Raw genomic sequence first — 22,178 nt, 5'->3', positions numbered from 1 at the left:
CTGCTTTTCTTGCGAAAAAAGGGAAAAGTGGCTGCATGTTGCCGCAGCCACTTCTCATCCTTCCCTGCATTCCGAAATTTATTTCGTTATTTCGCGTATTCCACCGCGCGGGTTTCACGAATGACGGTAACTTTGATGTGTCCTGGATAGTCCAGTTCGCCCTCGATTTTCTTCGTAATATCCCGGGCTAGGCGGAACGCCTCGGTATCGTCGATTTTCTCGGGTTGAACCATGACGCGCACTTCGCGTCCGGCTTGAATCGCGTACGACTTCTCGACGCCGTCGAACGATTCCGAGATCGCTTCGAGTTTCTCGAGACGGCGAATGTACGTTTCAAGCGTTTCACGGCGAGCGCCAGGACGGGCCGCACTAAGTGCATCCGCCGCGCCGACGAGCATCGCGATGACCGAAGTCGCCTCCACATCTCCGTGGTGGGATGCGATACTGTTGATGACGACCGGATGCTCTTTGTACTTTTTGCCCAATTCCACGCCGATCTCGACATGCGAGCCTTCCACTTCGTGGTCGAGCGCTTTGCCGATATCATGCAGTAAGCCGGCGCGCTTCGCCAATGTGATGTCTTCGCCAAGCTCTCCTGCCATCAAGCCGGTGAGATAGGCAACTTCCATCGAATGCTTGAGCACGTTCTGGCCATAGCTCGTCCGAAATTTCAGACGGCCGAGAATTTTGATCAAATCCGGATGCAAGCCGTGAACACCGACTTCGAAAGTCGCTTGTTCGCCGTACTCGCGGATCCGCTCGTCGACTTCCTTGCGGGACTTCTCCACCATTTCTTCGATACGAGCCGGGTGAATACGTCCGTCCGCAACGAGTTTCTCGAGGGAAGTTCTCGCAATTTCCCGGCGAATCGGATCGAAGCCGGACAAAATGACCGCTTCCGGCGTATCGTCGATAATAAGGTCGATCCCCGTGAGTGTCTCCAGCGCACGGATGTTGCGACCTTCGCGACCGATAATACGACCTTTCATCTCTTCGTTAGGCAGCGAGACAACGGATACCGTCGTCTCCGCCACGTGATCCGCGGCGCAACGCTGAATGGCAAGAGAGATAATATCGCGGGCTTTTTTGTCGCCTTCTTCTTTCGCCTGATGCTCGATTTCCTTGATCATCTGCGCTGTCTCGTGACGCACTTCCTGTTCGACCGCCGACAAAATCATTTGTTTCGCGTCTTCTACCGACAGGTTGGAAATGCGCTCCAATTCGAGCGTTTGCTGCTTGTGCAACTGCTCGATCTGGCTTTGAATCTCGTCGATCCGTTTCTCTTTGTTGGCGACTTGCTCCTCTTTGCGCTCCAACGCTTCGAGCTTGCGATCCAGCGACTCTTCCTTTTGCAGCAGCCGCCTTTCCAGACGTTGAGTTTCGTTGCGGCGCTCGCGAATATCGCGTTCCGCCTCGTTACGGAGTTTGTGCACCTCATCTTTGGCTTCCAGCACCGTTTCCTTGCGGACGGCTTCCGATTCCTTCTTCGCCGATTCGACGATTTGAAGGGCAGCGGCTTCAGCACTGGAAATTTTGGCTTCGGCAATGGATTTACGAGCGACATAACCGATCCCAAAGCAAAGAACGCCAACAACGAGAACGATCAAGACCCAGATCCATGATTCCATGGTCTTTCACCTCCTCGTTGCATCTCCAAGGCAACCGCTTGGGGATACTTATTCAATTGATTTCCGGTTTCCAAACCGTTCGATTACATGTGAACAAAGCTTTAATGGTCGAAAAAACGCGTTCCGGGTCGTTTTTTTGGAAGGAAAAAACGTCGGACGGGAAGATGGAATACAAAATCATTTTATCTTTTGCGAAAATAGATTGTCAAGCGAGCATCAATGGTAGCGCAGAGCAGTCTCCCGTGAATGCTCTCGCTCGCATACTCTGTCAGAGTGCCATCAATCTCACGACCCGGGAACAAGTCAAGGCCCAACAAGATCCGCTCCCATTTAAACTTAATCATCAGTGTAACCGAACCTGTCATCGGTACCATCATAACCATCCTGCCACTCTTCGTAAGACTCGTCCGCAGCTTCTTGCGCAGCGGCTTCCGCCGCCAGATTTACCGCTTCCCTTGCGACCGAGTTGGAGTAGCCCCTTCGAAGCAGCATGCCCATCACCTTCATTTTGCGCTCGCGGATTTCGCCTTTGGTGGACTGCCACTTCTTGGAAGCAAGCTGGTTGGCTGCTTCCTGCTCCACGTTGCTGTCAAGCCCGCCGATCGCGCTATCCACTTCCGATCGTGCTACGCCTCGCTGCAGCAATTCTTGCCGGATAAGCATCCGGCCTTTGCGATGACCGGCCACGCGCTGCTCCGCAAACCGTTTTGCATAGGCTGCGTCGTCTATCACTCGGCGCTCCCGAAGTCTATCCACACACGCGGCCGCGACATCCGCTTCATACCCTTTGCGCTTTAACGCCCGTGCCAGTTCGGCCGTCGTACGGGCTTTCGTCTCCAGCATCTGCAGAGCGGAACGATACGCCTCTTCCTTGCGTTCTTCTCGCTTGAGCTCGTCATATTCCTCCGCAGTCAACTTACGCCCTTTCAGTAGACGCCACCCGACAAGCGTATCTTCGTGAACCGTTATGATCGTCTCAAGTCGAGTGTCCTCGAATTGATCCTTCAAAACCGAACCCGACTTCTCCTCCGCTGCCGTCTTTGCCTCAGCGATTAACGCATCAACCTCGCTGTTCCAATCGTCGAAGAGGTTGCCCATCGTTCCATTCGCAGCGTCGGAGGAAGAGTACCCACTATCCTCGTCTAAGCTATCGCTATCTGGCTCGACTTTCCCTTCTACCGTCACGAACAAAGTAATCCGGTACATGCCGGCTTTCCTCGGATGCGGATCCACGCCAGAGACCTCAGCGCCTACGACAGGCGCTGCGATTTCGGCTGGCTTCTTCTCCTCTTCTTGCTGCCTGCCTCTGCCCGCCTTTTTCTTCCGTTTATTATTCACTGTGCCTCTCGCGGTCCCCGCCCGTCTCTCGAACATCGTCTTGCATTCCCTCCAAGAAAACAGAAAGAGCGGCATCGCATGCCGCTGCTTTCGAAATGAATGTTGAATGATCGCTCACTCGATTCAAACGAAGGGGATCCCCGTTGCCTGCGCCGAGTATTGTTGCATATGTCCGCTATCGCGGCTGCCGGTCAATCAACCGACAACTCCGCGCTCGGCGGGCTTAAACTTCGTCTTCACCGAATTCTTCATCGTCCTCATCTTCAGAGAACGCTGCCGATCCCGAATTCGCAAGTGACGAAGAGAGCAATGCTTCCCGAATTTGCCGCTCGATCTTATCGCACAGTTCCGTATTTTCCTTCAAGAAGAGCTTCGCGTTCTCGCGCCCCTGACCAAGACGCTCGTTATTATACGAGAACCATGCACCGCTCTTCTGGATAATTTCCTGTTCGGTCCCAATGTCGACGATACTACCGACTTTCGATATGCCTTCGCCGTACATAATGTCCACTTCCGCTTGCTTAAACGGAGGCGCAACTTTGTTTTTGACGACTTTGATCTTCGTCCGGTTGCCGACAACGTCGTTGCCTTGTTTGATCGCTTCCACGCGACGTACGTCAAGCCGAACGCTGGCGTAGAACTTCAAAGCGCGTCCACCGGGTGTCGTTTCCGGGTTACCGAACATGACGCCGATTTTCTCGCGCAGTTGGTTAATAAAGATCGCGAGGCACTTGGACTTGCTGATTGCCCCGGACAGCTTACGCATCGCCTGAGACATCAGACGAGCTTGCAAGCCGACGAACGAATCGCCCATGTCGCCTTCGATTTCCGCTTTAGGCACAAGAGCCGCGACCGAATCGACGACGATGATGTCGACCGCCCCGCTTCGTACGAGCGCTTCTGCGATTTCAAGCGCCTGTTCGCCCGTGTCCGGTTGCGAAAGCAACAGCTCATCGATATTCACGCCGAGGCTCCTCGCGTATGTCGGATCCAGCGCGTGTTCGGCATCAATAAATGCTGCTGTGCCGCCGTTACGTTGCACTTCCGCGATCGCGTGAAGAGACACCGTCGTCTTACCGGAAGATTCCGGTCCGTACACTTCGATTATCCGTCCGCGAGGGTAACCGCCTATGCCAAGAGCAATGTCGAGCGCCAATACGCCGCTAGAAACGGTCTCTACCGTACGCTGTGCGCTCTCTCCCAATTTCATTACAGAACCTTTACCGAATTGCTTCTCGATCTGGCGCAAAGCCATGTCTAATGCGGCGCGACGATCCGACAACACACCCACATCCTTTTCTTTGATAGATTTATCATACCTTGTTTCCACTCGTTTGCCAAGCATTTTGAGAACATTTGTTCGATTTTTTTACAAAAAAAGAACCGCAGCAAAGTTATCTTCGCTACGGTTCTTCCGCAACTTTCCTCTTAACTGTAGCATAGGGAGATAAAATTGACAAGTATCGACATTTTTTTATCACAATTATGATAGTTACTGCTCGATGAGGGTTTGCAATGCGAGTCATCGCTACAGAATACCTACTGGTCCCATTCCCAAACCATAGATTCCGCCTAATCAAGCGCCCATTCTTTCTACTTGCGTAACGCTCCCCACATCGTTACCTCGTTCTCTGTTCCCTTCCTTCTACTCGCCGTCGCCACTGCCCAAAGAGAATACTGCAACGCCAAAAATCCCTTCCTGAGCGAAAGGGATTTCGACAAAAGGAGCAACCGCGGCACCTTCCCCCCGTCCTCACCAACCTAACCTGAACGAGCGGGATATTGTCATAAGCGCCTGAATAAAGAACCAACCACGTACACAGACGGCCCGGCCAGCGAGGCACCATCCCCCCCAGAGCCGCTCAAGCTCGCCCTGTCAGAGACTGCCACAGCATGTACAGCGCCCGTTTCGCCGCGCGTATGCGGATGCCTTCGCGGTCTCCGGCGAGCTGCAGCTTCTCGACACGCGTCTCGCGGCCGCGCTCGGCCAAGCCGACATACACGAGGCCGACTGGCTTATCCTCGGCCGCAGCAGGACCGGCGTTACCGGTGACGGACAGCGCGAAGTCGGCGTCCGCCGACGCCCGCATGCCCTCAGCCATCGCCGCGGCCGTCTCCGCGCTGATCGCGCCAGGCGCGTCCGGCCCTTCGAGCAGCGCCATCGGCACGCCAATTTGCTTATGCTTTACTGCGTTGCTGTACGACACGACTCCTCCGACATAGACTACAGCGCTTCCCGGGACCGTCGTCACAAGCTGCGATACGAGCCCGCCCGTGCAGCTCTCAGCAAGCGTCAACGTCTTGCGCATCTCCGTCAACTTGCGGACGATCGTCGTCTCAATAGGCACATCCTCTTCCGCAAACAAATAAGCGGACGTCCTGTCTCGAATTAGCGCTAGCGTCCGGTCGAGCTTGCCAGCCGCTTCTTCGGCGGCTCCGGCCTTGGTCGACACGCGAATCGCCACTTCTCCTTCTTTCGCATAAGGGGCGATCGTCGGATCGCTCTGTTCCCGGATCAGGTCAATCAGTAAATCTTCCAATGCCGATTCTCCGATTCCGGCGAACTTCAATAGTACCGAATGCAGCGCTTCCGATGGACCAAGCTGTTCCCGCAGCCAAGCCGAGCCGTCGTTGTCGAACATCGGCTTCATCTCTCGAGGGGGCCCCGGCAACAGCAAATAACAAGTGTCATCAACCGCCAGCGCATTGCCGACCGCAAGCCCTGTGTCGTTGCGGAGCGGTGCCGCCCCTTCGATCAGAAGCGCCTGACGGCGATTGCTTTCGATAAATACGCCTCCACGTCCCGCGAACATCGCCTCTATTTTTTCCATCGACGGCTCATGCAGCTCAATCCCGCGACCTAAATACTCCGCGAGGGCGTCCCGAGTCAGGTCGTCCAGCGTTGGCCCAAGCCCGCCGGTAAATACGAGCAAGTCCGCCCTCTCTCGAGCAATCTCAATCGCTCGTATAAGCCGCTCCTTGTTATCTCCAACAACCGTCTGGTAGTAGACATCGATGCCGAGAGCGGCAAGCCCCCGGGATAAATACTGGGCATTCGTATTCACAATCTGCCCGAGAAGCAGCTCCGTACCGACCGCGATAATTTCGGCTTTCATCACTCTTTTCCCCCTACCCGACGAACCAGACAACGGCTGCCGCTCTCGCCAACTTCCGGAGAACGACAGCCGCTTCATTAGCTGGCCGGTATTAAATTTTTGTTTTTGACAAAGTAATCGATGCCGGAGTACACCGTAATCAACACCGATGCCCACACGAAGATCAAGTCGATGCGAAGATCTAGGAAGTTAAACGGAAAATTGTTCAGCAGAAGCACGATAATCATCGTAATCTGCACTGCCGTTTTCCATTTGCCCCACTTGCTCGCCGCAAGCACGGCGCCTTCAAGCAGTGCAACTTGGCGCAATCCCGTCACCGCCCATTCGCGGCTGATGATAATGATGGCAACCCAAGCTCCGAGCTTTCCCATCTCGACCAATGCGATGAGAACAGCGGCCATGAGCAGCTTATCCGCAAGCGGATCAAGCAATTTGCCAAGATTGGTGACGATCTTCCTCTTGCGCGCGATATAACCATCCAGCCCATCCGTACTAGCCGCGATAATGAACAATAGCAGAGCAAACACTTGATTGTATGAAATCGAGTACTCGCCGATCGTAAGCGGCTCGACGTCAAGTTTGACGAGCAGGAATATCGTCACGATCGGAACGAGAAAGATTCTTGCCAGCGTGATTCGGTTGGCGAGGTTCACGCGATTCCCTCCCCTGACAGGTCGTACTCATAGGCATGGGTAATTCTGACTTTGGCGATCTCGCCGATCTGTACTTTGCAATTCGAGATGTACACTTCTCCGTCCACTTCCGGCGCATCATACTGACTGCGGCCGACGAATACGTCGCTGCGGCCATCGTAGCGCTCGACTAGCACGTCAATCGTCCGGCCAACGAACTTGGAGCCGAGATCTTTTACCGCTTCACGCTGAATTTCCATCAACGTATTGGCTCGGTATTGCTTGACCTCGTCCGGCAAGTGATCCGGCAATCGGTTAGCCGGCGTATCTTCTTCCTGCGAATAGGCAAACACGCCAAGCCTGTCGAACTTCATCTCGCGGACGAAGTCGCATAGTCTATCAAAATCTTCTTCCGTCTCGCCCGGGAACCCGACGATGATCGAAGTGCGCAGCGCCACGTCCGGTATGCGGGAACGGATTTTGCCGACCAACTCCCGAACGTCACGCTGACGCCCCGGCCGACGCATACGTTTCAGGATCGCGTCCTCGCTGTGTTGCAGCGGCATATCAATATAGTCGCATATTTTCGGATTCGACGCGATCGCATCTATTAGTTCATCCGTAAAAAAGCCCGGGTACGCATAATGAAGACGAACCCACTCGATGCCCGGCACTTCACTCACCCGGTTGAGCAGCTCCGGCAACTTGAAGCCTTCGTACAGATCCGTTCCATAATTCGTGGAATCTTGGGCGATTAGGCTGATTTCCCGAACTCCTTGCGCGGCAAGCGATTCGACCTCGGACACGATCGACTCCATCGAACGACTGCGGAACTTACCCCGCATAATCGGTATGCTGCAGAATGTGCACGCATTATCGCAGCCTTCGGCGATTTTGACGTACGCCGTATGCCGCTGCGTCGATAGTAATCGAGGCAGCTTTTCCTCATAGTTAAAGACGGGATTTCCGACGTACACCGGCTTGCGGCCGCGAAGCGCCTCGTCGATGATCTCATTGATTTTATGAAAATCTCCCGTCCCGACGATACCGTCGATCTCAGGCATTTCCTCCATCAATTCTTTCTTGTACCGCTGCGTCAGACAACCGGATACAATAAGCGCCTTCAAACGCGCCGTGTCTTTCAGCTCGGCCAAATTCAAAATCGTATTGACCGACTCTTCCTTCGCCGCGTCAATGAAACCGCAAGTATTAACAATGACGACCGTCGCGTCTTCCGGCTTGTCCACGAGCGAAAATCCGCGTTCATGGATGAGTCCCGACATAATCTCGGAATCGACCAGATTTTTCTCGCAGCCGAGCGTAACGACGCTGACTTTCTCAATCATGGATGACTTCCCCCAAATATTCGACCGTTGTTATCCCCAACAGTATAATCGAAGCCCCTATACGTGTCAAAAGAGAGAATGGTTTATCGATAGTTGCTGAATTGCAGTTCAAGCGGGAGTCCCGCACCGCGCAGAAGCGCCATGACCGCCTGAAGATCGTCTTTACTTTTACCGGTCACCCGCAGTTGATCGCCTTGGATTTGGGATTTCACTTTCAGCTTCGAATCGCGAATAAGAATGTTCATTTTCTTCGCATTCTCTTGATCGATTCCCTGCCTCATCTTAACGACTTGGCGAACGGTGCCGCCGGAAGCCGGCTCGACTTTGCCGTAATCCATATTCAGAATCGGTACGCCCCGCTTGATCAGCTTCGTCTGGAGAATGTCAACAACGCTTTTCAGCTTATAATCGTCGTCCGATGCGATGACAAGCTGCTCCCCCTCCAGCTTAATGCTGCTTTTGCTGCCTTTGAAGTCAAAGCGGGTTTCGATTTCCTTCATCGCCTGGGTGACCGCATTGTTTACTTCCTGAAAATCGACTTTGGAGACGACGTCAAACGAATATTCCGATGCCAATTGGATCCTCTTCCTTTCATTAATTGCCCATTTATCCTTACATTATAGCACGGGAGCCGACGCGAATTAAAACAAAAAGCCCCCCATAGGAGCCCATAGGAGGACTTGTTTGCCAATTGTTCAGCAGTCAATCATAGTGCAGGCGTTTCGGTAACCGGGGTGAAACGGACTTTGATGGAGCCCGCCTTGTCCGCATCCGGCACAGCAGTCGTCTCATCTACATAGAACGCAACGTGATCCATACGACCGGCGTTCACATAAACCGGCGTTGTCAGGTCGAAATACAGCGGCGCGATCGCTTCCTTCAGGTTTTTCGAATACAAAACTTTGCCTTTCCTGTCGTTCTCGCGGACTTCAATCCATACTGCGCCGGTCACATCGATTTTGAGCTTATGTCCCGTACCAGGCGAAACGTCATAGTACATGATGTTGTTTTTCGTTTCCTTCAGCGTAACGGACACCGACGGCACAGACGGCGTTGCCGGAGGCGCCGTTGTAGAAGGCGGCGGAGTTGACGAAGCGCTGTTCGAAGGCGTCGCGGTTTCCGAAGTGATCGGAGGATTCGTTTCAAGTTCTTTCGTGTCCGACTCTTTATTGTTCGTCCAATAAATATAAATAACGGCGGCGATCAAAATCGGAAACGCCCACATCAGCAGCGTTACCGCGATTTTGCCCCATCGGTCGTTATGCTGTACGCTTCTGCGCGTAGGCTTCATCTTCGTCTCCGCGACAACGGTTTCAGCCGTCGGCTTCTGCGGAAGCTCCTTCTGGTAAAGCCGCAATACTTCCTCCGCGTCGAGCCCTACCGTCTCGGAATAAGTTTTCACGAACGCCCGTACATAGAACGAGCCCGGAAGCACTTTATAGTCGCCCGACTCAATCGCTTCCAAATAACGTTTACGAATTTTCGTATATTCTTGCACGTCGTCCAGCGTATACCCCCGCTGCTCCCTTGCTTTGCGCAGCAAGGCGCCCAAATCGGACATGACTGTCACCTCCCAGTAAAAAATGTTTCCTGCGCCGCAGTGGCCGCTCTATGCCATTGTTTCTTGCAATTAATAATCGTCGCCCAAGCCGGCCGTCGTGAAATTCTCGTATGTTATTTCCTCATCCGGAGAATTGCGCAATTCTACGATGCAGTCGAATACGTCATAGCTGAATTGCGATTCCCGAACGAAAATATCAGGGTGTTCGATCACCTTCGTCGAAGGCATCGCCATAATGTCTTGCAGTAAGCTGTAATGTTTCTCGTTGGAACGAATCGTGCTGACAATGCCGTCGATGATGTACACGTTGTTCGGCGTCATTTCCTCTTCCGACAATTGGCTGCGAACCGTCTGGCGAAGCAATGTCGACGATACGAATGTCCAACGCTTGTTCGCGCATACGCTGCCCGCGATGATCGATTCCGTCTTGCCTACGCGAGGCATTCCCCTCAAACCGATCGTCTGATTGCCGTCCCGCTTGAACAATTCACCTAGAAAATCGACGAGCAAGCCCAACTCATCGCGCGTAAAACGAAACGTCTTCCTGTCGTCGGAATCGCGTTCAATATAACGGCCATGTCGAACGGCCAATATATCCGTCAATTTTGGCGGACGGAGCGTGTTGACGGTAATGTTCTCGACTTTCCGCAGCATTTTGCCGAGCAATTCGATCTTCTCGTCATCATCCGTCTGGAGCAGCATGCCGCGCGTACGGTCTTCGACACCGTTAATCGTTAAAATGTTCACTTCCAGCATCCCGAGCAATGAGGCGATATCCCCGAGCAATCCCGGGCGATTTTTATGAATTTTGTACTCCATATACCATTGCTTCGTTTCTTTCGCTTCCATCTTGCACCTCATCCTAATAAAGGAAAATAATTCCTGAATATATGAGCCCTGTGGGCGAATTCTCATCCGTAATAACAAATAAATACGCCTTTTTGCATACTATCTTGTTTATTCTACAACGCTCGCCATTCTCCTGCAAAATAAAACGGATTATTACGCCAAAAGTCCTAGCGAGCGCTCGAATAAACAGCCGAAGCCGCTCGTTCCAATAAGGCGCACAAGAAGCCCCCTTCTCGGAGGCTTCCCCTATGAATTTCCATTAATGTAGCCATAATGACGGACGCCTATGCGTGATCTTAACATTTTCGTCCAATTTACATGAACCATCCGCCGTTAATTCCGATTGTCTGCCCGGTTACGTATCCCGCTCCTTCGGAGACGAGATAACGGACAAGTTCGGCGACGTCTTCCGGCGTTCCGAGTCGTCCGAGCGGGATTTCTCTCCGAAGTACGCTCAAGTCATCTTCCCCGAGCGTAGACAGCATATCCGTATCCACTGCCCCAGGGCTGATCGCGTTCGCCGTAATGCCAGACGAAGCGAGTTCCTTAGCGGCCGACTTGGTGAATGCGTTTAAACCGCCTTTGGAAGCTGCATAGGCAGCCTCTCCTGCCGAGCCTACAGCGCCCCAGACGCTGGACAGAAAGACAAAGCGCCCCCACCGGCTCCAACGCATCGGCGAAGCAAACGCTTTGACAAGCTCGTGCGCACCCTTCAAATTGACGTTCATCAGATCGTCCCACGCTTCGTCATCTGTATCCTCGAGCAAACCATAGTGGGTGATTCCCGCGCAATGCACGACGATATCTGGTGTCCATCCCAGCTCGTCAAGCTTCTTCTTCATCGACTCGCACGATCCCCTTCTGCGCAAGTCGGCCTGCAGCACAACGGCTTGTCCGCCGTGCGCGCGGCAATCTGCCGCAACCCCCTCAGCCGCTTCTGCCGCCGCGAAGAACTGGAGCGCGACATCTGCGCCATCCGCCGCAAGCCGGCACGCCACCGCGGCACCGATGCCGCGGGACGCGCCGGTTACGAGAGCGACGCGCTTCACGAATCGGCGCTCCTCACGATGGAAACCGAGCGGAACGCCTGATTCACGTGCGCTTTCAAACGAGCGTTCGTCTCTTCGAGTGTCAAGCTCTCGTAAATATCGACGACAGTGAACAAGTCGCCGCCTCTATGACGATAACGGGTAAACTCGCTCGCAATCGATTCCGGGCTGTTCATCATCCGCAAATAGGCCCCGATTTTTTTGCGGCGCGTCCGCTCGAACGTCTCGGAGGGAATGCCTTTCTCGGCCGCTTCGCTTAGCGCTTCGCTGACTCGCGCCACCAGTTCGTCGGGGTCCCGCGTCTCTCCCCCGATCATCGAGAACGCGTATCCGGGACCCGTGTTATATTCGTGTCCGAAGCCGTCCGAAATCAAATTGTCGTCGTACAACTGCTGATACAGCGTAGAACTGGAGCCAAGCAGCGCATCGAGCGCGAGCTTCGTCGCCAGCTCTCGGCGCATGACGTCACCGTCCTCGGACGGTTGCTCCTTATAGCCGAACAAGCATTTCGGAAGCGATACCGGAAGTTGCAATTCTTTCTTCGCTTCTTTCACGGCGGCCGGTTCCGCTTCGAACAAGCGTTGGATCTCCCCGCCTTTGGAGAATGATTTGCCCGCTTGCTCCCGCTTCACTTGCTCAAGCGTCGCTTGCGGGTCTACTCCTCCGACGACAAACAAAATCATGTTCGACGGATGATAAAACGTATGGTAACAGTCGTACAGCATTTCCTTCGTAATGGAGCGAACCGAATCCTCCGTGCCCGCAATATCGATATGGACGGGATGTTTACTATACATCGCTTCGATCAAACCGAAGTAGACGCGCCAGTCTGGATTGTCCCGGTACATGTCGATTTCCTGCACGATAATTCCTTTTTCCTTCTCCACATTTTCGTCTGTGAAGTATGGATTTTGCACGAAGTGCAGCAGTGTGTCGAGATTTTCCTTCACTTCGCCCGTCGCAGAAAATAGATAGACCGTCCGATCAAAGCTCGTATAAGCATTGGCTGAGGCTCCAAGAGATGCGAATTTGGAGAAAATGTCGCCGTCCGGCTCTTCGAACATTTTGTGTTCGAGGAAATGGGCAATACCGTCCGGTACGCGTATCGGTTCCCCGCCCGGCGGAACGAAATGATTGTCGACGGAGCCGTACTTCGTCGTGAATGTCGCATACGTCTTCGTAAAGCCCGGCTTCGGCAGGACGAACACTTCCAGTCCGTTGTCCAGCTTCTCGTGCCACAGCGTCTCCTGCAGCTTCGGATAAGGCGTGGATGCCATCGATTAGCCCTCCCCTTTGCGGTCTCGCAGAAAATAGATCGTGTCGAGCGCGACGCCTTGCGCAGCTTCGGTTACGGCATTCGGTTTCACTGCTTCGATCTCGGCAATGAAACTTTCCCCGGTTCGTTCGGAGCCGGACAATATATTGCTAAAATCGAAAGCAATCCGCTCGAACGCCGAATCTTGCAACTCTCTGAGCTGGCCCGTGATCATCGCTTGGGTCCGCTTGAAATCATCATCGGCGAAATCGCCCGCTTTCATCGCATCGAGCTGCTCCCGGATAATGCCGACCGCCCTTTCGAAGTTGGCGGTCTCGATACCCGATTGCAGCGTCATGATGCCTTTATGGCCATCGAGTCTGGACATCGCATAATACGCAAGGCTCGCCTTCTCCCGAACGTTAACGAATAGCTTCGAGTGCGGAAAACCGCCGAGCAAGCCGTTGTATACGAGAAGCGACGCGTACTGATCGCTTCCATAGGTCGCCCCAACCCTCAGCCCCATGTTTAACTTCCCCTGACCAACATCGAGGCGCTCGACGATACGTTGCGGCTCGGGTCTCGCCGTTCTCAGCTCGGACGCCGAATAACCCGCGGGTTTGCCGTCCGGCAGGGCGAACGTCTTCGCGACCCGCTCCGTCACTTCCTCAAGCGTCGTGTCGCCCGATACGTACAAATCAAAAGAAGCTTCGCTCAGCCAGCTCTTGTAGGCTGCCGTCAGCGCCTCCGCGTTCAACTCCTGAAGTTGCGCTTTCGTTCCAAGCGCAGACAATCGGAAAGGTTCGTCTTTGCACATCTCCTCGACGCAACGCTCCGCCGCGTAACGGATCTTATCGTTAATGATCGCGTCGATGCGCTTGCTTACAGTCTGCTTCTCAGCTTCAACATACTTGCTTCGGAGCTGCCCATTTTCAAGGGCTGGCGCCGTCAGCACTTCGCCTAGAAACGTCAGCGCTTCGCCAAGCAGCGATTCGTTCGACGACACGAATCGGTCATTTATCATATCCAATCGGAACTGAACGATCTGATGATCGCCCCGTTTATACAAATCGAATCCGAATCCGGCACCGTACAAATCATCGAGCCGTTCGCGGAAAGAGATCGTCTCCGGGTACGACTTCGTGCCCCTGCGCAGCACGAAAGGTGTGAGCGCAACCGAAGTCACGCGCTGTTCCGACAGCGGCACTCCTGCGAACAAAGACAGTGCGAATGTTTTGAATCTTTTGGTCGGCAATACGTGGATCCGCATTCTGCCCCACACGCCTCTTTGAAACTGTTCCGACATCGCCTCAAACCCCTTTATCGCCATAATGTCGCTGCGTTCATTTACTCCGACGTTCAGCCCCATTCTAACCGATTGGACAAGCGGGAAGCAAATAATGGAAAGCTTGCGTCCAGTTCCGCTGCGAACGCAACAAGCCGGACGCAGCTCTTGCGCCCGGCGTACGTTTTTCCCGACTTATCTGCAGAAAATATGTTTGCCGATCGTCTTGTATTGCGGTCGGCTCCAGATCCATTTCGAAGTAGCTGTCTCCGGATTAAAATAATACAGGCAACCGTCGCTCGGATCCCAGCCGCTGACCGCATCCTTGACCGCCTTCATCGCGCTTTCGTTCGGCGTTAGCCATATTTGGCCGTCCGCGACCGCCGTAAAAGCGCCCGGCTGGAAAATCACGCCCGTTGCCGTATTCGGAAACTCTGCCGACTTCACTCGATTCAGAATGACGGCAGCGACAGCGACTTGGCCCTCATACGGTTCACCGCGGGACTCGCCGTAAACGGCGTTCGCCATCAGCTTCAAATCCTTATCGGTGAGGCCGAGGCTATTGGACGCTGGAAGCTTGCTTTCGCCGCCGGACGAAGCGCCGCCGGACGAAGCGCCCCCGCCCGCAGCCGCTCCCGCGCCAGTTTGCGGTAAGTCCTCCGCAGTCGGCTTCCAATCTTTCGTCGCCTGCCACAGCTTCAGCTTCGTTTGCGGGCCGACGACGCCGTCCGACTTCATGCCGAATTTCCACTGGAACCATGTCACCGCATTTTTCGTCGCCGCGCCGAACTCTCCGTCTACTTTGCCGTTAAAATAACCGAGCGCCTTCAGCCTGCCTTGCAACTCGTAAATGTCTTTGCCCGATGCGCCGACCTTCAGCGTCGCACTGCTGAACGTTTCACGGCTTTGATGCGAATGTTGGAGCGTGTACAGCCCAAGCAAGCCGAATACGACGCATACAGTTAATATTACGAGACGATAACTCACGTCTGGTCACGCCTTTCCTGATCCATGTTGGTGTTGTCGTCGATTAGTATGAGATAGCTGGCAGGCTCTTATACCCATTTTGGCACCATCGGCAAAACGCGAAAAAGCCCGCGTCCGAAATCGGACAGCGGGCTTGCAGCACAACGCGAGGGAAAGACTATGAAGACGCGCGCTGCGCGTATTGTTCGAGTGTCAGAAGCACCTCGCGAGGTTTGCTGCCCTCGTAAGGCCCGACGACACCTTTCGCTTCCATCGAATCAATCAACCGAGCCGCGCGCGTGTAGCCAACACGCATACGACGCTGTAACAGCGACACGGACGCCTGCTTCGCTTCAAGTACGATTTGCACCGCTTGGTCGAATAGCTCGTCCAACACTTCGTCCGCCGCCGCTTCCGCAGAATCGTCGATTTCCGGCACAAGCTCTTCGTTGTATTCCGCCTCCGCCTGCGTCCGGCAGTAATTGACGACCGCTTCGACTTCTCCGTCCGACAGGAACGCGCCTTGAACGCGAATCGGTTTCGACGCACCCATCGGCAAGAACAGCATATCGCCTCTTCCGAGCAGCTTTTCTGCACCGACCATGTCCAAGATCGTGCGCGAGTCCACTTGCGAGCTTACCCCGAACGCGATCCGACTCGGAATGTTCGCTTTGATAACGCCGGTAATGACGTCTACCGAAGGGCGCTGAGTAGCGATAATCAAGTGGATGCCCGATGCGCGCGCCATCTGCGCTAGACGGCAGATCGCGTCCTCGACATCACCCGCCGCTACCATCATCAGATCGGCAAGTTCGTCGACAATGACGACAATATACGGCAGAACGGCGTCCGGATTATTCCCGCTCAACATCAGCGCGTTGTAACCCTCAATATTGCGCGTCCCCGATTTGGAAAACTTCTCGTAACGCTTCTCCATCTCGACAACAATTTTCTTCAGCGCAAGCGACGCGCGTCGCGGGTCTGTAACGACCGGCGCGAGCAAATGCGGAATGCCGTTATATACGTTCAGTTCGACCATTTTCGGGTCGATCATCAGAAACTTCACTTCGTCCGGTTTCGCCTTGTACAGCAAACTCGTAATGATGCCGTTAATGCACACCGACTTGCCGGAACCCGTCGCACCGGCGACAAGCAAGTGGGGCATTCTCGCCAAGTTACCGACGATCGGTTGCCCGGAGATGTCCCGCCCGAAGGCGATCGTCAGCTTGGCGTTCGACTCCTGAAACGGTTGCGTCTCCAACACCTCGCGCAACGTAACAACGCTGACTTCATTGTTCGGCACTTCAATGCCGATTGCGGACTTGCCTGGAATCGGCGCTTCCATTCGTATATCTTTCGCCGCGAGCGCAAGAGCGATATCGTCAGTCAAGCTGACGATGCGACTGACTTTGACGCCGACGTCCGGCTGAAGCTCGTAACGTGTAACTGCCGGGCCTCGCGCGACATCGAGCACTTTCGCCCGAACGCCGAAGCTTTCCAACGTCGCTTCCAGTTTGCGTGCCGTGTTCATATAATCCGATGTATTACCGGCTTTGTTCCCGCCCGGCGGCTTGTCGAGCAAGCTTGGACCGGGGAGCTTGTACGGCTTTTTGATTTTCTTAGGTTTGGACGGTTCGGTAGAAGCAAGCGCAGAATCGCCGACGATGCCTTCTGATTGCGTTGCCCCCACAGGAGCACCACCTTCAGAAGCATTTGCCATTCCCTCATCGTTGTCGATTAGCTCATTTTCTTCGGACAAGTCCGATCCCGGCATATCGAGCGGCAGCGTCTGCTGTTCGACCGGTCCGCCCTCCTCCTCCTCGTCATCCCAATTGGGATATGCGCCGACCGTAAAATCGGTGAATCTTGGTTCGTGGCGCTCGTTTTCAGAAGATACCGGAGTAGCGTCTTCATAATCGTTATCGTTTAACGACGGTACCGTATCCGCCGGCGGATGCCCGGCTTGCCCTGACGTAGTCGCTGTGCGAAGGGGTTCGTCTCTCATCCGGATGTTTGCCGTTGGAGACCCTGGTGCCGAAGGCTGTCTATTCGCATAAGACACCGGTTCTTCGTCATCCCAGTTTTCTTCCGACGGAGCACTCGTCTCTCTCTCGGGCTGCCCGTGAAACAGTTGGAAAAATAGCGGCGTCCGTCTCGGCCCGGGAATATGCGATGGCTCGTCCAACCCATCATCGTCCGGAACCGTATGTACCTGAGGCTGCGGCGCCGCCGCTCCGCGACCGGACCGCCCACCCGATGGCGATTGCACGGGAATCGCACGAACGGATTGTAACCTGCGCCCCGACGAGAAGCGCGAAGCCAGTACCGGCATCATTCTCTTTAGCACAAGGCGAATCGACTTGCCGATCTCGACGTAGGAGCGGTTCGTGACAAGCATGAACGCAATCGCAATTTCAACGATCAACACGAACTTCGCCCCGTAGTACCCGAATAACCAGTACAACACGGAATATTGCAATGCGCCGACAATGCCCCCGCCGACGTCGACCGCGAACATTTTCACATTTCCTTCGGCCGGCGCTTGCCATAACATTTCCTTTAACTGAGACATCGTCTGAGATACGATTGTCGACGGGGTCACGGCGCCGAGCTGCCCGAGACTGTTGTCGATAGCGGCCATCGCGCTCCACAGCGTTGCGACAAGACAGATAAGCACAAAACCCGACCGTCGTGACGTCCAGCCGCGTGGCCAGCTTCTTTTGATCATGACATGTAAACCGACCCAGATGCCGGCAAGCGCTAACAAATAATAATGTTTGCCCAGCAGAAACCCGAATAGCTTGGACATCGAGCGGCCGACTGCCGCTTCACCGGAGATGGCGATGACCGATATCGTAATTAACACAATGCCGTATACTTCGTATTTCAAGCTCGAAGCGAACGAAGCCCGCTTCTTTTTCCTTTTGGCCAAAATTGCCACCTCCCGACTTTATATTATAACACAGTCGCAGAGAGGTTGGCAGTTCGTCCCGTCCTATCGGACATAGTCGGCCAGACCCATGATCGCCTCGTCTAAGGCGTTCCTGTTCCACCTGGCACATAGCCTATTGTCCGCCCAGGAGCGAACTCCGAGCGCAAATAACAGTCGAGCGGTGCATCGATTAATCGAACGATCGTGCCGATGCCCGGACCAATCGGCTGCAATTGCATCGTTACGCCTCCGATCGTCGCTTCGACTGTTGCCGGCGGGTCATTCCACACGCCATCCAACACGAGCTCTAGCGGCATCGTTGTATGCAAAGTCATATCGACGTACCTCCTCCTTCGCCGGAACTCGCGGCTTTGCGCTCGCCGATTTTCCGATTCAGTACTTTTAGCGCGTCACCGAGCCCTCCTACCGCATCAATAAGGCCGTGCTTCACCGCATCGCTGCCGATGACCGTCGTGCCGATATCCCTCGTCAGTTCGCCCGTCTTAAACATAAGCTGCTTAAACAACCCTTCCGTAATGCCGGAGTGGTTGATGACGAATCGGGTCACCCTCTCCTGCATTTTCTCTAAATAATCGAACGTCTGTGGTACGCCAATGACAAGCCCGTTCATCCGGATCGGGTGAATGGTCATCGTCGCCGTCTCGGCAATAAGAGAATGTTCCGCGGACACCGCAATCGGAACACCGATCGAATGGCCGCCGCCGAGCACAAGCGTCACTGTCGGCTTGGTCATCGAACTGATCATTTCCGCAATCGCAAGACCTGCCTCTACATCCCCGCCGACCGTGTTCAAAACAATAAGCAACCCTTCGATTTTTGGATTTTGCTCGGCTGCGACTAGTTGCGGAATGACATGCTCGTATTTGGTCGTCTTGTTCTGCGGAGGGAGCAATAAATGTCCTTCGATCTGGCCGATAATCGTCAAGCAGAAAATGTTGCTTTCCCCGGATGGAACGGAAGTTTGACCAAGCTGAACGATGGCCTCCGTCGTAGATGCCGGTTTACGTCCCTCATCTTGACCTGGTGGAGGTGCCGTCTGCGGCTGCTGGGGCGGCTGTTCCGATCCGTCTTGCGTAAACGTTGCACTCATGATGATGTCCTCCTAAGTGACTGTTACGAAAACCGTTCGTCTATCCCTTGTCTTTTGTCGGATTACTGCCTCAGCTTCTACCTTGTGTAGCTCTGCTACGCGGAGGTTTCGCTTCCTTGTACTCCGACAAAAACCTACGGGATATCCTTCACATTATTTCGCACCAATCACTAATCTGTCTGACTTGCCCTAGTATGGACGGGGAACCAAATAAAAAACCGTCTTCCGACGCCTAAGCGGTGGAAAACGGTTCGTTATGAGTGTGGTGTGAGGGATGGCGCTACACTTCCATGATGATCGGCAAGATCATCGGTCTTCTTCTTGTTTGCTCGTATAGGAATCGGCCAAGCGCGTCCTTAACGTTTGTTTTCAGCGATGCCCACTCATTGACATTGTCGCTCATCAGCTTATGCAACGTGCTAGTCACGATGCGATTCGCTTCTTCCAGTAATCCTTCGGATTCGCGTACGTATACGAACCCACGAGAGATGATGTCCGGACCGGACAAAATCGTGCCGTCTTGTTTGCTGAGCGTCACGACAACGACGAGAATGCCGTCCTGCGACAACAGCTTCCGATCGCGCAAAACGATGTTGCCCACGTCGCCGACGCCGAGTCCATCGATCAGAACGTTACCCGAAGGAATTTTACCCGCTTTACGGGCAGCGCCGTTCTGAATTTCAACCGTATCGCCGATATCGATGAGGAAAATGTTTTCCTTCGGAATGCCGACGGATTCGCCGAGCAAGCCGTGATGACGAAGCATACGGTACTCTCCATGGATCGGAATAAAATATTCCGGCCGCATCAGATTCAGCATCAGCTTCAACTCTTCTTGGCTGCCATGACCCGAGACGTGAACGCCAGAGATCGAGCCAGGTCCGTAAATAACGTGTGCGCCAAGGCGCATAAGCTCGTCTACCGTGCGACCGACATAACGCTCATTGCCCGGAATCGGCGTCGCTGCGATGATGACGGTGTCTCCAGGCAATATGTCGACTTTGCGATGCGTGGAGCGCGCCATCCGCGTAAGGGCTGACATCGGTTCTCCCTGGCTACCGGTCGACAGAATGACGACGCGGTCGGCAGGAAGTTTGTTCACTTCCTCCGGCTCGATGAGCATACCCTCAGGAATGTTCAAATAGCCGAGCTCGGAAGCAATGCTGACGACGTTAACCATGCTCCGTCCGACGACGGTCATCTTGCGGCGTGTTTCCGCCGCCGCGTTAATGACTTGCTGCACACGATGTACGTTCGAAGCGAACGTTGCAACGACGACCCGCTGCTTAGCGGAACGGAACAGCGATTCGAATTCCTTGCCGATGTTGCTCTCGGAAGGCGTATATCCGGCGCGTTCGGCGTTTGTGCTATCGGACAGCAAGGCGAGAACGCCCCGGCTGCCGATTTCCGCCATCCGCTGCAGATCGGCGAACTGGTCGTTCACCGGAGTATGATCGAATTTGAAATCGCCCGTATGAACGACGTTGCCCTCCGGCGTCTCCAAGCATACGCCGACGGAATCCGGGATACTATGGTTCGTCCGGAAAAAGCTTGCTTTTATCGTACCAAACGTCAATTCCGAGTCTTCGTTGATCAAATGGCGTTTCGTATCGCCGAGTAAACCAGCCTCTTTCAGCTTGTTCTCGACAAGACCGAGCGTAAGCTTCGTGCCGTAGATCGGTATGTTTAATTGCTTAAGCACGTAAGGCAAACCGCCGATGTGATCCTCGTGTCCGTGCGTTAACAAAATCGCTTTCACTTTATCGCGGTTCTCGAGTAAGTAAGCGATATCCGGAATGACGACGTCGATGCCGAGCATTTCCTCTTCCGGGAATTTCAGTCCAGCATCAACGACGACGATGTCGTTGGCATACTGGATGCAATACATGTTTTTCCCAATTTCCCCAACTCCGCCTAGCGCGAAGATGAGCAATTTATCTTGGTTGTTTTTCTTTGACAATGCTAGAACCTCCTAGATCCATTCGACGCACCCGATCGATATGAAATTTTCAATTTGCTATTATTTACTAGCCGCACCCAATCACTCTCAATCATTATACATGAAGCAATTCAGGAAAAACAAGCGAAAACGCCTTCCTCCCAATTAGCCTACCCTTCCCGGCCGAGGAGATTCCAAGACCCGAAAATAACGAAAACCGGCGTCCGGAGGACGTCGGTTCCCTTCACGCGGCGACTGGGCGACGGAGCGACCGAACATTGTCCTGGATGGATTAGCCGAGCAGATCGCGAAGGAACTGCTCCTCCGCTTCCGTGGCGCCCACAAGCGGCAGGCGAACGCCGCCGACCGGTAAACCGCGAAGACCGAGCGCATATTTGACCGCGACCGGATTCGGCACGGGATTCGGGCAATTAAACAATCCGTCGAATACCGGGTATAATTCCGCGTTCAGCGAACGCGCGTCCTGAACGCGTCCTTCGAGATACGCCGCTACCAAGTCTTTCATCTGAGCACCGACGATATGACTGGCGACGCTGACGATGCCGTAAGCGCCTACGGACAGCGCCGGAAGCGTTACGCCGTCATCACCGGTGTACAATACGAAGCCTTCCGGAGCGGCGCTGACGATTTCCGTCATCTGCCCTAGCGAAGCGCATTCCTTCGTCGCAACGATATTCGGAATTTGCGCCAAGCGAAGCGTAGTCGCCGTTGTCATGCTAACGACCGTGCGAGACGGTACATTATAGAGGACAATCGGGAGCGAAGTCGCTTCGGCGATCGCACGGAAATGCTGATAGATGCCTTCCTGGCTCGGCTTATTATAATAAGGAGCAACAAGCAGAGCGCCGTCGACGCCGACTTCTTCCGCTTTTTTTGTCAATTTCACGGAGTGGGCCGTCTCGTTGCTTCCGGTACCTGCGATAATTTTACATCGTCCGGCTGCGTGCCGAACCGCGAAGCGGAACAGCTCGACTTTCTCCTCGTCTGTAAGCGTCGGCGATTCGCCGGTCGTTCCGGAGACGACAATACTATCCGTTTTCTGCTCATCGATCAAATAATCGATCAGTTTGCCTGTCGTTTCCCAATCGATATTCAAATTCTCGTCGAAAGGCGTGACCATTGCTGTAATTAATCGACCGAAATCCATTGC

The 22,178-nt window shown here is 54.1% G+C and carries 18 protein-coding genes; all 18 read right to left on the bottom strand.

The genetic code is table 11. From position 1 onward, the window contains the following. Positions 1–86 precede the first annotated feature (86 nt). The 18 genes from rny to dapA all read right to left on the bottom strand — a co-directional run bounded on the left by rny (position 87) and on the right by dapA (position 22,175). Positions 87–1,628, bottom strand: coding sequence for a ribonuclease Y (rny, locus tag ACFPOF_RS04610; RefSeq protein WP_378130042.1), 1,542 nt, complete (start codon positions 1,626–1,628; stop codon positions 87–89). 336 nt (positions 1,629–1,964) lie between these two features. After that, complete coding sequence (locus ACFPOF_RS04605) at positions 1,965–3,002, bottom strand: regulatory protein RecX (RefSeq protein ID WP_378130040.1); 1,038 nt, start codon at positions 3,000–3,002, stop codon at positions 1,965–1,967. A gap of 187 nt (positions 3,003–3,189) precedes the next feature. Further along, on the bottom strand, positions 3,190–4,248 hold the full coding sequence (gene recA / locus ACFPOF_RS04600) for a recombinase RecA (RefSeq protein ID WP_378130038.1): 1,059 nt from the start codon (positions 4,246–4,248) through the stop codon (positions 3,190–3,192). Between the two features lie 580 nt (positions 4,249–4,828). Then, positions 4,829–6,082, bottom strand: coding sequence for a competence/damage-inducible protein A (locus ACFPOF_RS04595; protein ID WP_378130036.1), 1,254 nt, complete (start codon positions 6,080–6,082; stop codon positions 4,829–4,831). A 77-nt stretch (positions 6,083–6,159) separates the two neighbouring features. Further along, positions 6,160–6,735, bottom strand: a complete 576-nt coding sequence (gene pgsA / locus ACFPOF_RS04590; RefSeq protein WP_378130034.1) for a CDP-diacylglycerol--glycerol-3-phosphate 3-phosphatidyltransferase — start codon at positions 6,733–6,735, stop codon at positions 6,160–6,162. Continuing rightward, positions 6,732–8,060, bottom strand: a complete 1,329-nt coding sequence (rimO, locus tag ACFPOF_RS04585; protein WP_378130032.1) for a 30S ribosomal protein S12 methylthiotransferase RimO — start codon at positions 8,058–8,060, stop codon at positions 6,732–6,734. The genes pgsA and rimO overlap by 4 nt, the downstream gene beginning before the upstream one ends. A gap of 83 nt (positions 8,061–8,143) precedes the next feature. After that, positions 8,144–8,635 carry a YajQ family cyclic di-GMP-binding protein gene (locus ACFPOF_RS04580; protein WP_378130030.1) on the bottom strand — a complete coding sequence of 164 codons (492 nt, stop codon included), beginning with the start codon at positions 8,633–8,635 and terminating at the stop codon, positions 8,144–8,146. A 131-nt stretch (positions 8,636–8,766) separates the two neighbouring features. Continuing rightward, positions 8,767–9,621 carry a helix-turn-helix domain-containing protein gene (locus ACFPOF_RS04575; protein WP_378130028.1) on the bottom strand — a complete coding sequence of 285 codons (855 nt, stop codon included), beginning with the start codon at positions 9,619–9,621 and terminating at the stop codon, positions 8,767–8,769. 69 nt (positions 9,622–9,690) lie between these two features. Next, positions 9,691–10,470, bottom strand: a complete 780-nt coding sequence (locus ACFPOF_RS04570) for a DUF3388 domain-containing protein (protein ID WP_378130026.1) — start codon at positions 10,468–10,470, stop codon at positions 9,691–9,693. Positions 10,471–10,784: 314 nt separating this feature from the next. Next, the gene (ymfI, locus tag ACFPOF_RS04565) at positions 10,785–11,519 is read right to left on the bottom strand and encodes an elongation factor P 5-aminopentanone reductase (protein ID WP_378130024.1); all 735 of its coding nucleotides are present in this window, start codon (positions 11,517–11,519) and stop codon (positions 10,785–10,787) included. Continuing rightward, on the bottom strand, positions 11,516–12,796 hold the full coding sequence (gene yfmH, locus ACFPOF_RS04560; RefSeq protein ID WP_378130022.1) for an EF-P 5-aminopentanol modification-associated protein YfmH: 1,281 nt from the start codon (positions 12,794–12,796) through the stop codon (positions 11,516–11,518). Before yfmH ends, ymfI begins: the two co-directional genes overlap by 4 nt. A 3-nt stretch (positions 12,797–12,799) precedes the next feature. Further along, positions 12,800–14,080, bottom strand: a complete 1,281-nt coding sequence (yfmF, locus tag ACFPOF_RS04555; RefSeq protein WP_378130020.1) for an EF-P 5-aminopentanol modification-associated protein YfmF — start codon at positions 14,078–14,080, stop codon at positions 12,800–12,802. Positions 14,081–14,254: 174 nt separating this feature from the next. Continuing rightward, a complete protein-coding gene (sleB, locus tag ACFPOF_RS04550; RefSeq protein ID WP_378130018.1) occupies positions 14,255–15,046 on the bottom strand; it encodes a spore cortex-lytic enzyme in 792 nt (263 codons plus the stop codon). 157 nt (positions 15,047–15,203) lie between these two features. Beyond that, complete coding sequence (locus ACFPOF_RS04545; RefSeq protein WP_378130016.1) at positions 15,204–17,957, bottom strand: DNA translocase FtsK; 2,754 nt, start codon at positions 17,955–17,957, stop codon at positions 15,204–15,206. Between the two features lie 101 nt (positions 17,958–18,058). Next, on the bottom strand, positions 18,059–18,292 hold the full coding sequence (locus tag ACFPOF_RS04540; protein ID WP_378130014.1) for a YlzJ-like family protein: 234 nt from the start codon (positions 18,290–18,292) through the stop codon (positions 18,059–18,061). Then, the gene (locus ACFPOF_RS04535) at positions 18,289–19,068 is read right to left on the bottom strand and encodes a ClpP family protease (protein WP_378130012.1); all 780 of its coding nucleotides are present in this window, start codon (positions 19,066–19,068) and stop codon (positions 18,289–18,291) included. The genes ACFPOF_RS04540 and ACFPOF_RS04535 overlap by 4 nt, the downstream gene beginning before the upstream one ends. Positions 19,069–19,348: 280 nt before the next feature. Beyond that, the gene (locus ACFPOF_RS04530) at positions 19,349–21,028 is read right to left on the bottom strand and encodes a ribonuclease J (RefSeq protein ID WP_378130010.1); all 1,680 of its coding nucleotides are present in this window, start codon (positions 21,026–21,028) and stop codon (positions 19,349–19,351) included. 271 nt (positions 21,029–21,299) lie between these two features. Continuing rightward, a complete protein-coding gene (gene dapA / locus ACFPOF_RS04525) occupies positions 21,300–22,175 on the bottom strand; it encodes a 4-hydroxy-tetrahydrodipicolinate synthase (RefSeq protein ID WP_378130008.1) in 876 nt (291 codons plus the stop codon). Positions 22,176–22,178 lie beyond the last annotated feature (3 nt).

The sequence above is a fragment of the Cohnella soli genome (assembly GCF_042655525.1).
Lineage (GTDB): Bacteria > Bacillota > Bacilli > Paenibacillales > Paenibacillaceae > Cohnella > Cohnella soli.
Note: the sequence above shows the minus strand (reverse complement) of the source record. Positions and strands in the feature narration are given on the sequence as shown.

Excerpts from the sequence above, each read along its gene's own strand:
- dapA (WP_378130008.1), bottom strand. The coding sequence starts at position 22,175 with ATGGATTTCGGTCGATTAATTACAGCAATGGTCACGCCTTTCGACGAG.
- ACFPOF_RS04575 (WP_378130028.1), bottom strand. The coding sequence starts at position 9,621 with ATGTCCGATTTGGGCGCCTTGCTGCGCAAAGCAAGGGAGCAGCGGGGG.
- yfmF (WP_378130020.1), bottom strand. The coding sequence starts at position 14,080 with ATGTCGGAACAGTTTCAAAGAGGCGTGTGGGGCAGAATGCGGATCCAC.
- ACFPOF_RS04570 (WP_378130026.1), bottom strand. The coding sequence starts at position 10,470 with ATGGAAGCGAAAGAAACGAAGCAATGGTATATGGAGTACAAAATTCAT.
- rny (WP_378130042.1), bottom strand. The coding sequence starts at position 1,628 with ATGGAATCATGGATCTGGGTCTTGATCGTTCTCGTTGTTGGCGTTCTT.
- ACFPOF_RS04595 (WP_378130036.1), bottom strand. The coding sequence starts at position 6,082 with ATGAAAGCCGAAATTATCGCGGTCGGTACGGAGCTGCTTCTCGGGCAG.
- yfmH (WP_378130022.1), bottom strand. The coding sequence starts at position 12,796 with ATGGCATCCACGCCTTATCCGAAGCTGCAGGAGACGCTGTGGCACGAG.
- ACFPOF_RS04540 (WP_378130014.1), bottom strand. The coding sequence starts at position 18,292 with ATGACTTTGCATACAACGATGCCGCTAGAGCTCGTGTTGGATGGCGTG.
- ACFPOF_RS04535 (WP_378130012.1), bottom strand. The coding sequence starts at position 19,068 with ATGAGTGCAACGTTTACGCAAGACGGATCGGAACAGCCGCCCCAGCAG.
- rimO (WP_378130032.1), bottom strand. The coding sequence starts at position 8,060 with ATGATTGAGAAAGTCAGCGTCGTTACGCTCGGCTGCGAGAAAAATCTG.
- ACFPOF_RS04605 (WP_378130040.1), bottom strand. The coding sequence starts at position 3,002 with ATGTTCGAGAGACGGGCGGGGACCGCGAGAGGCACAGTGAATAATAAA.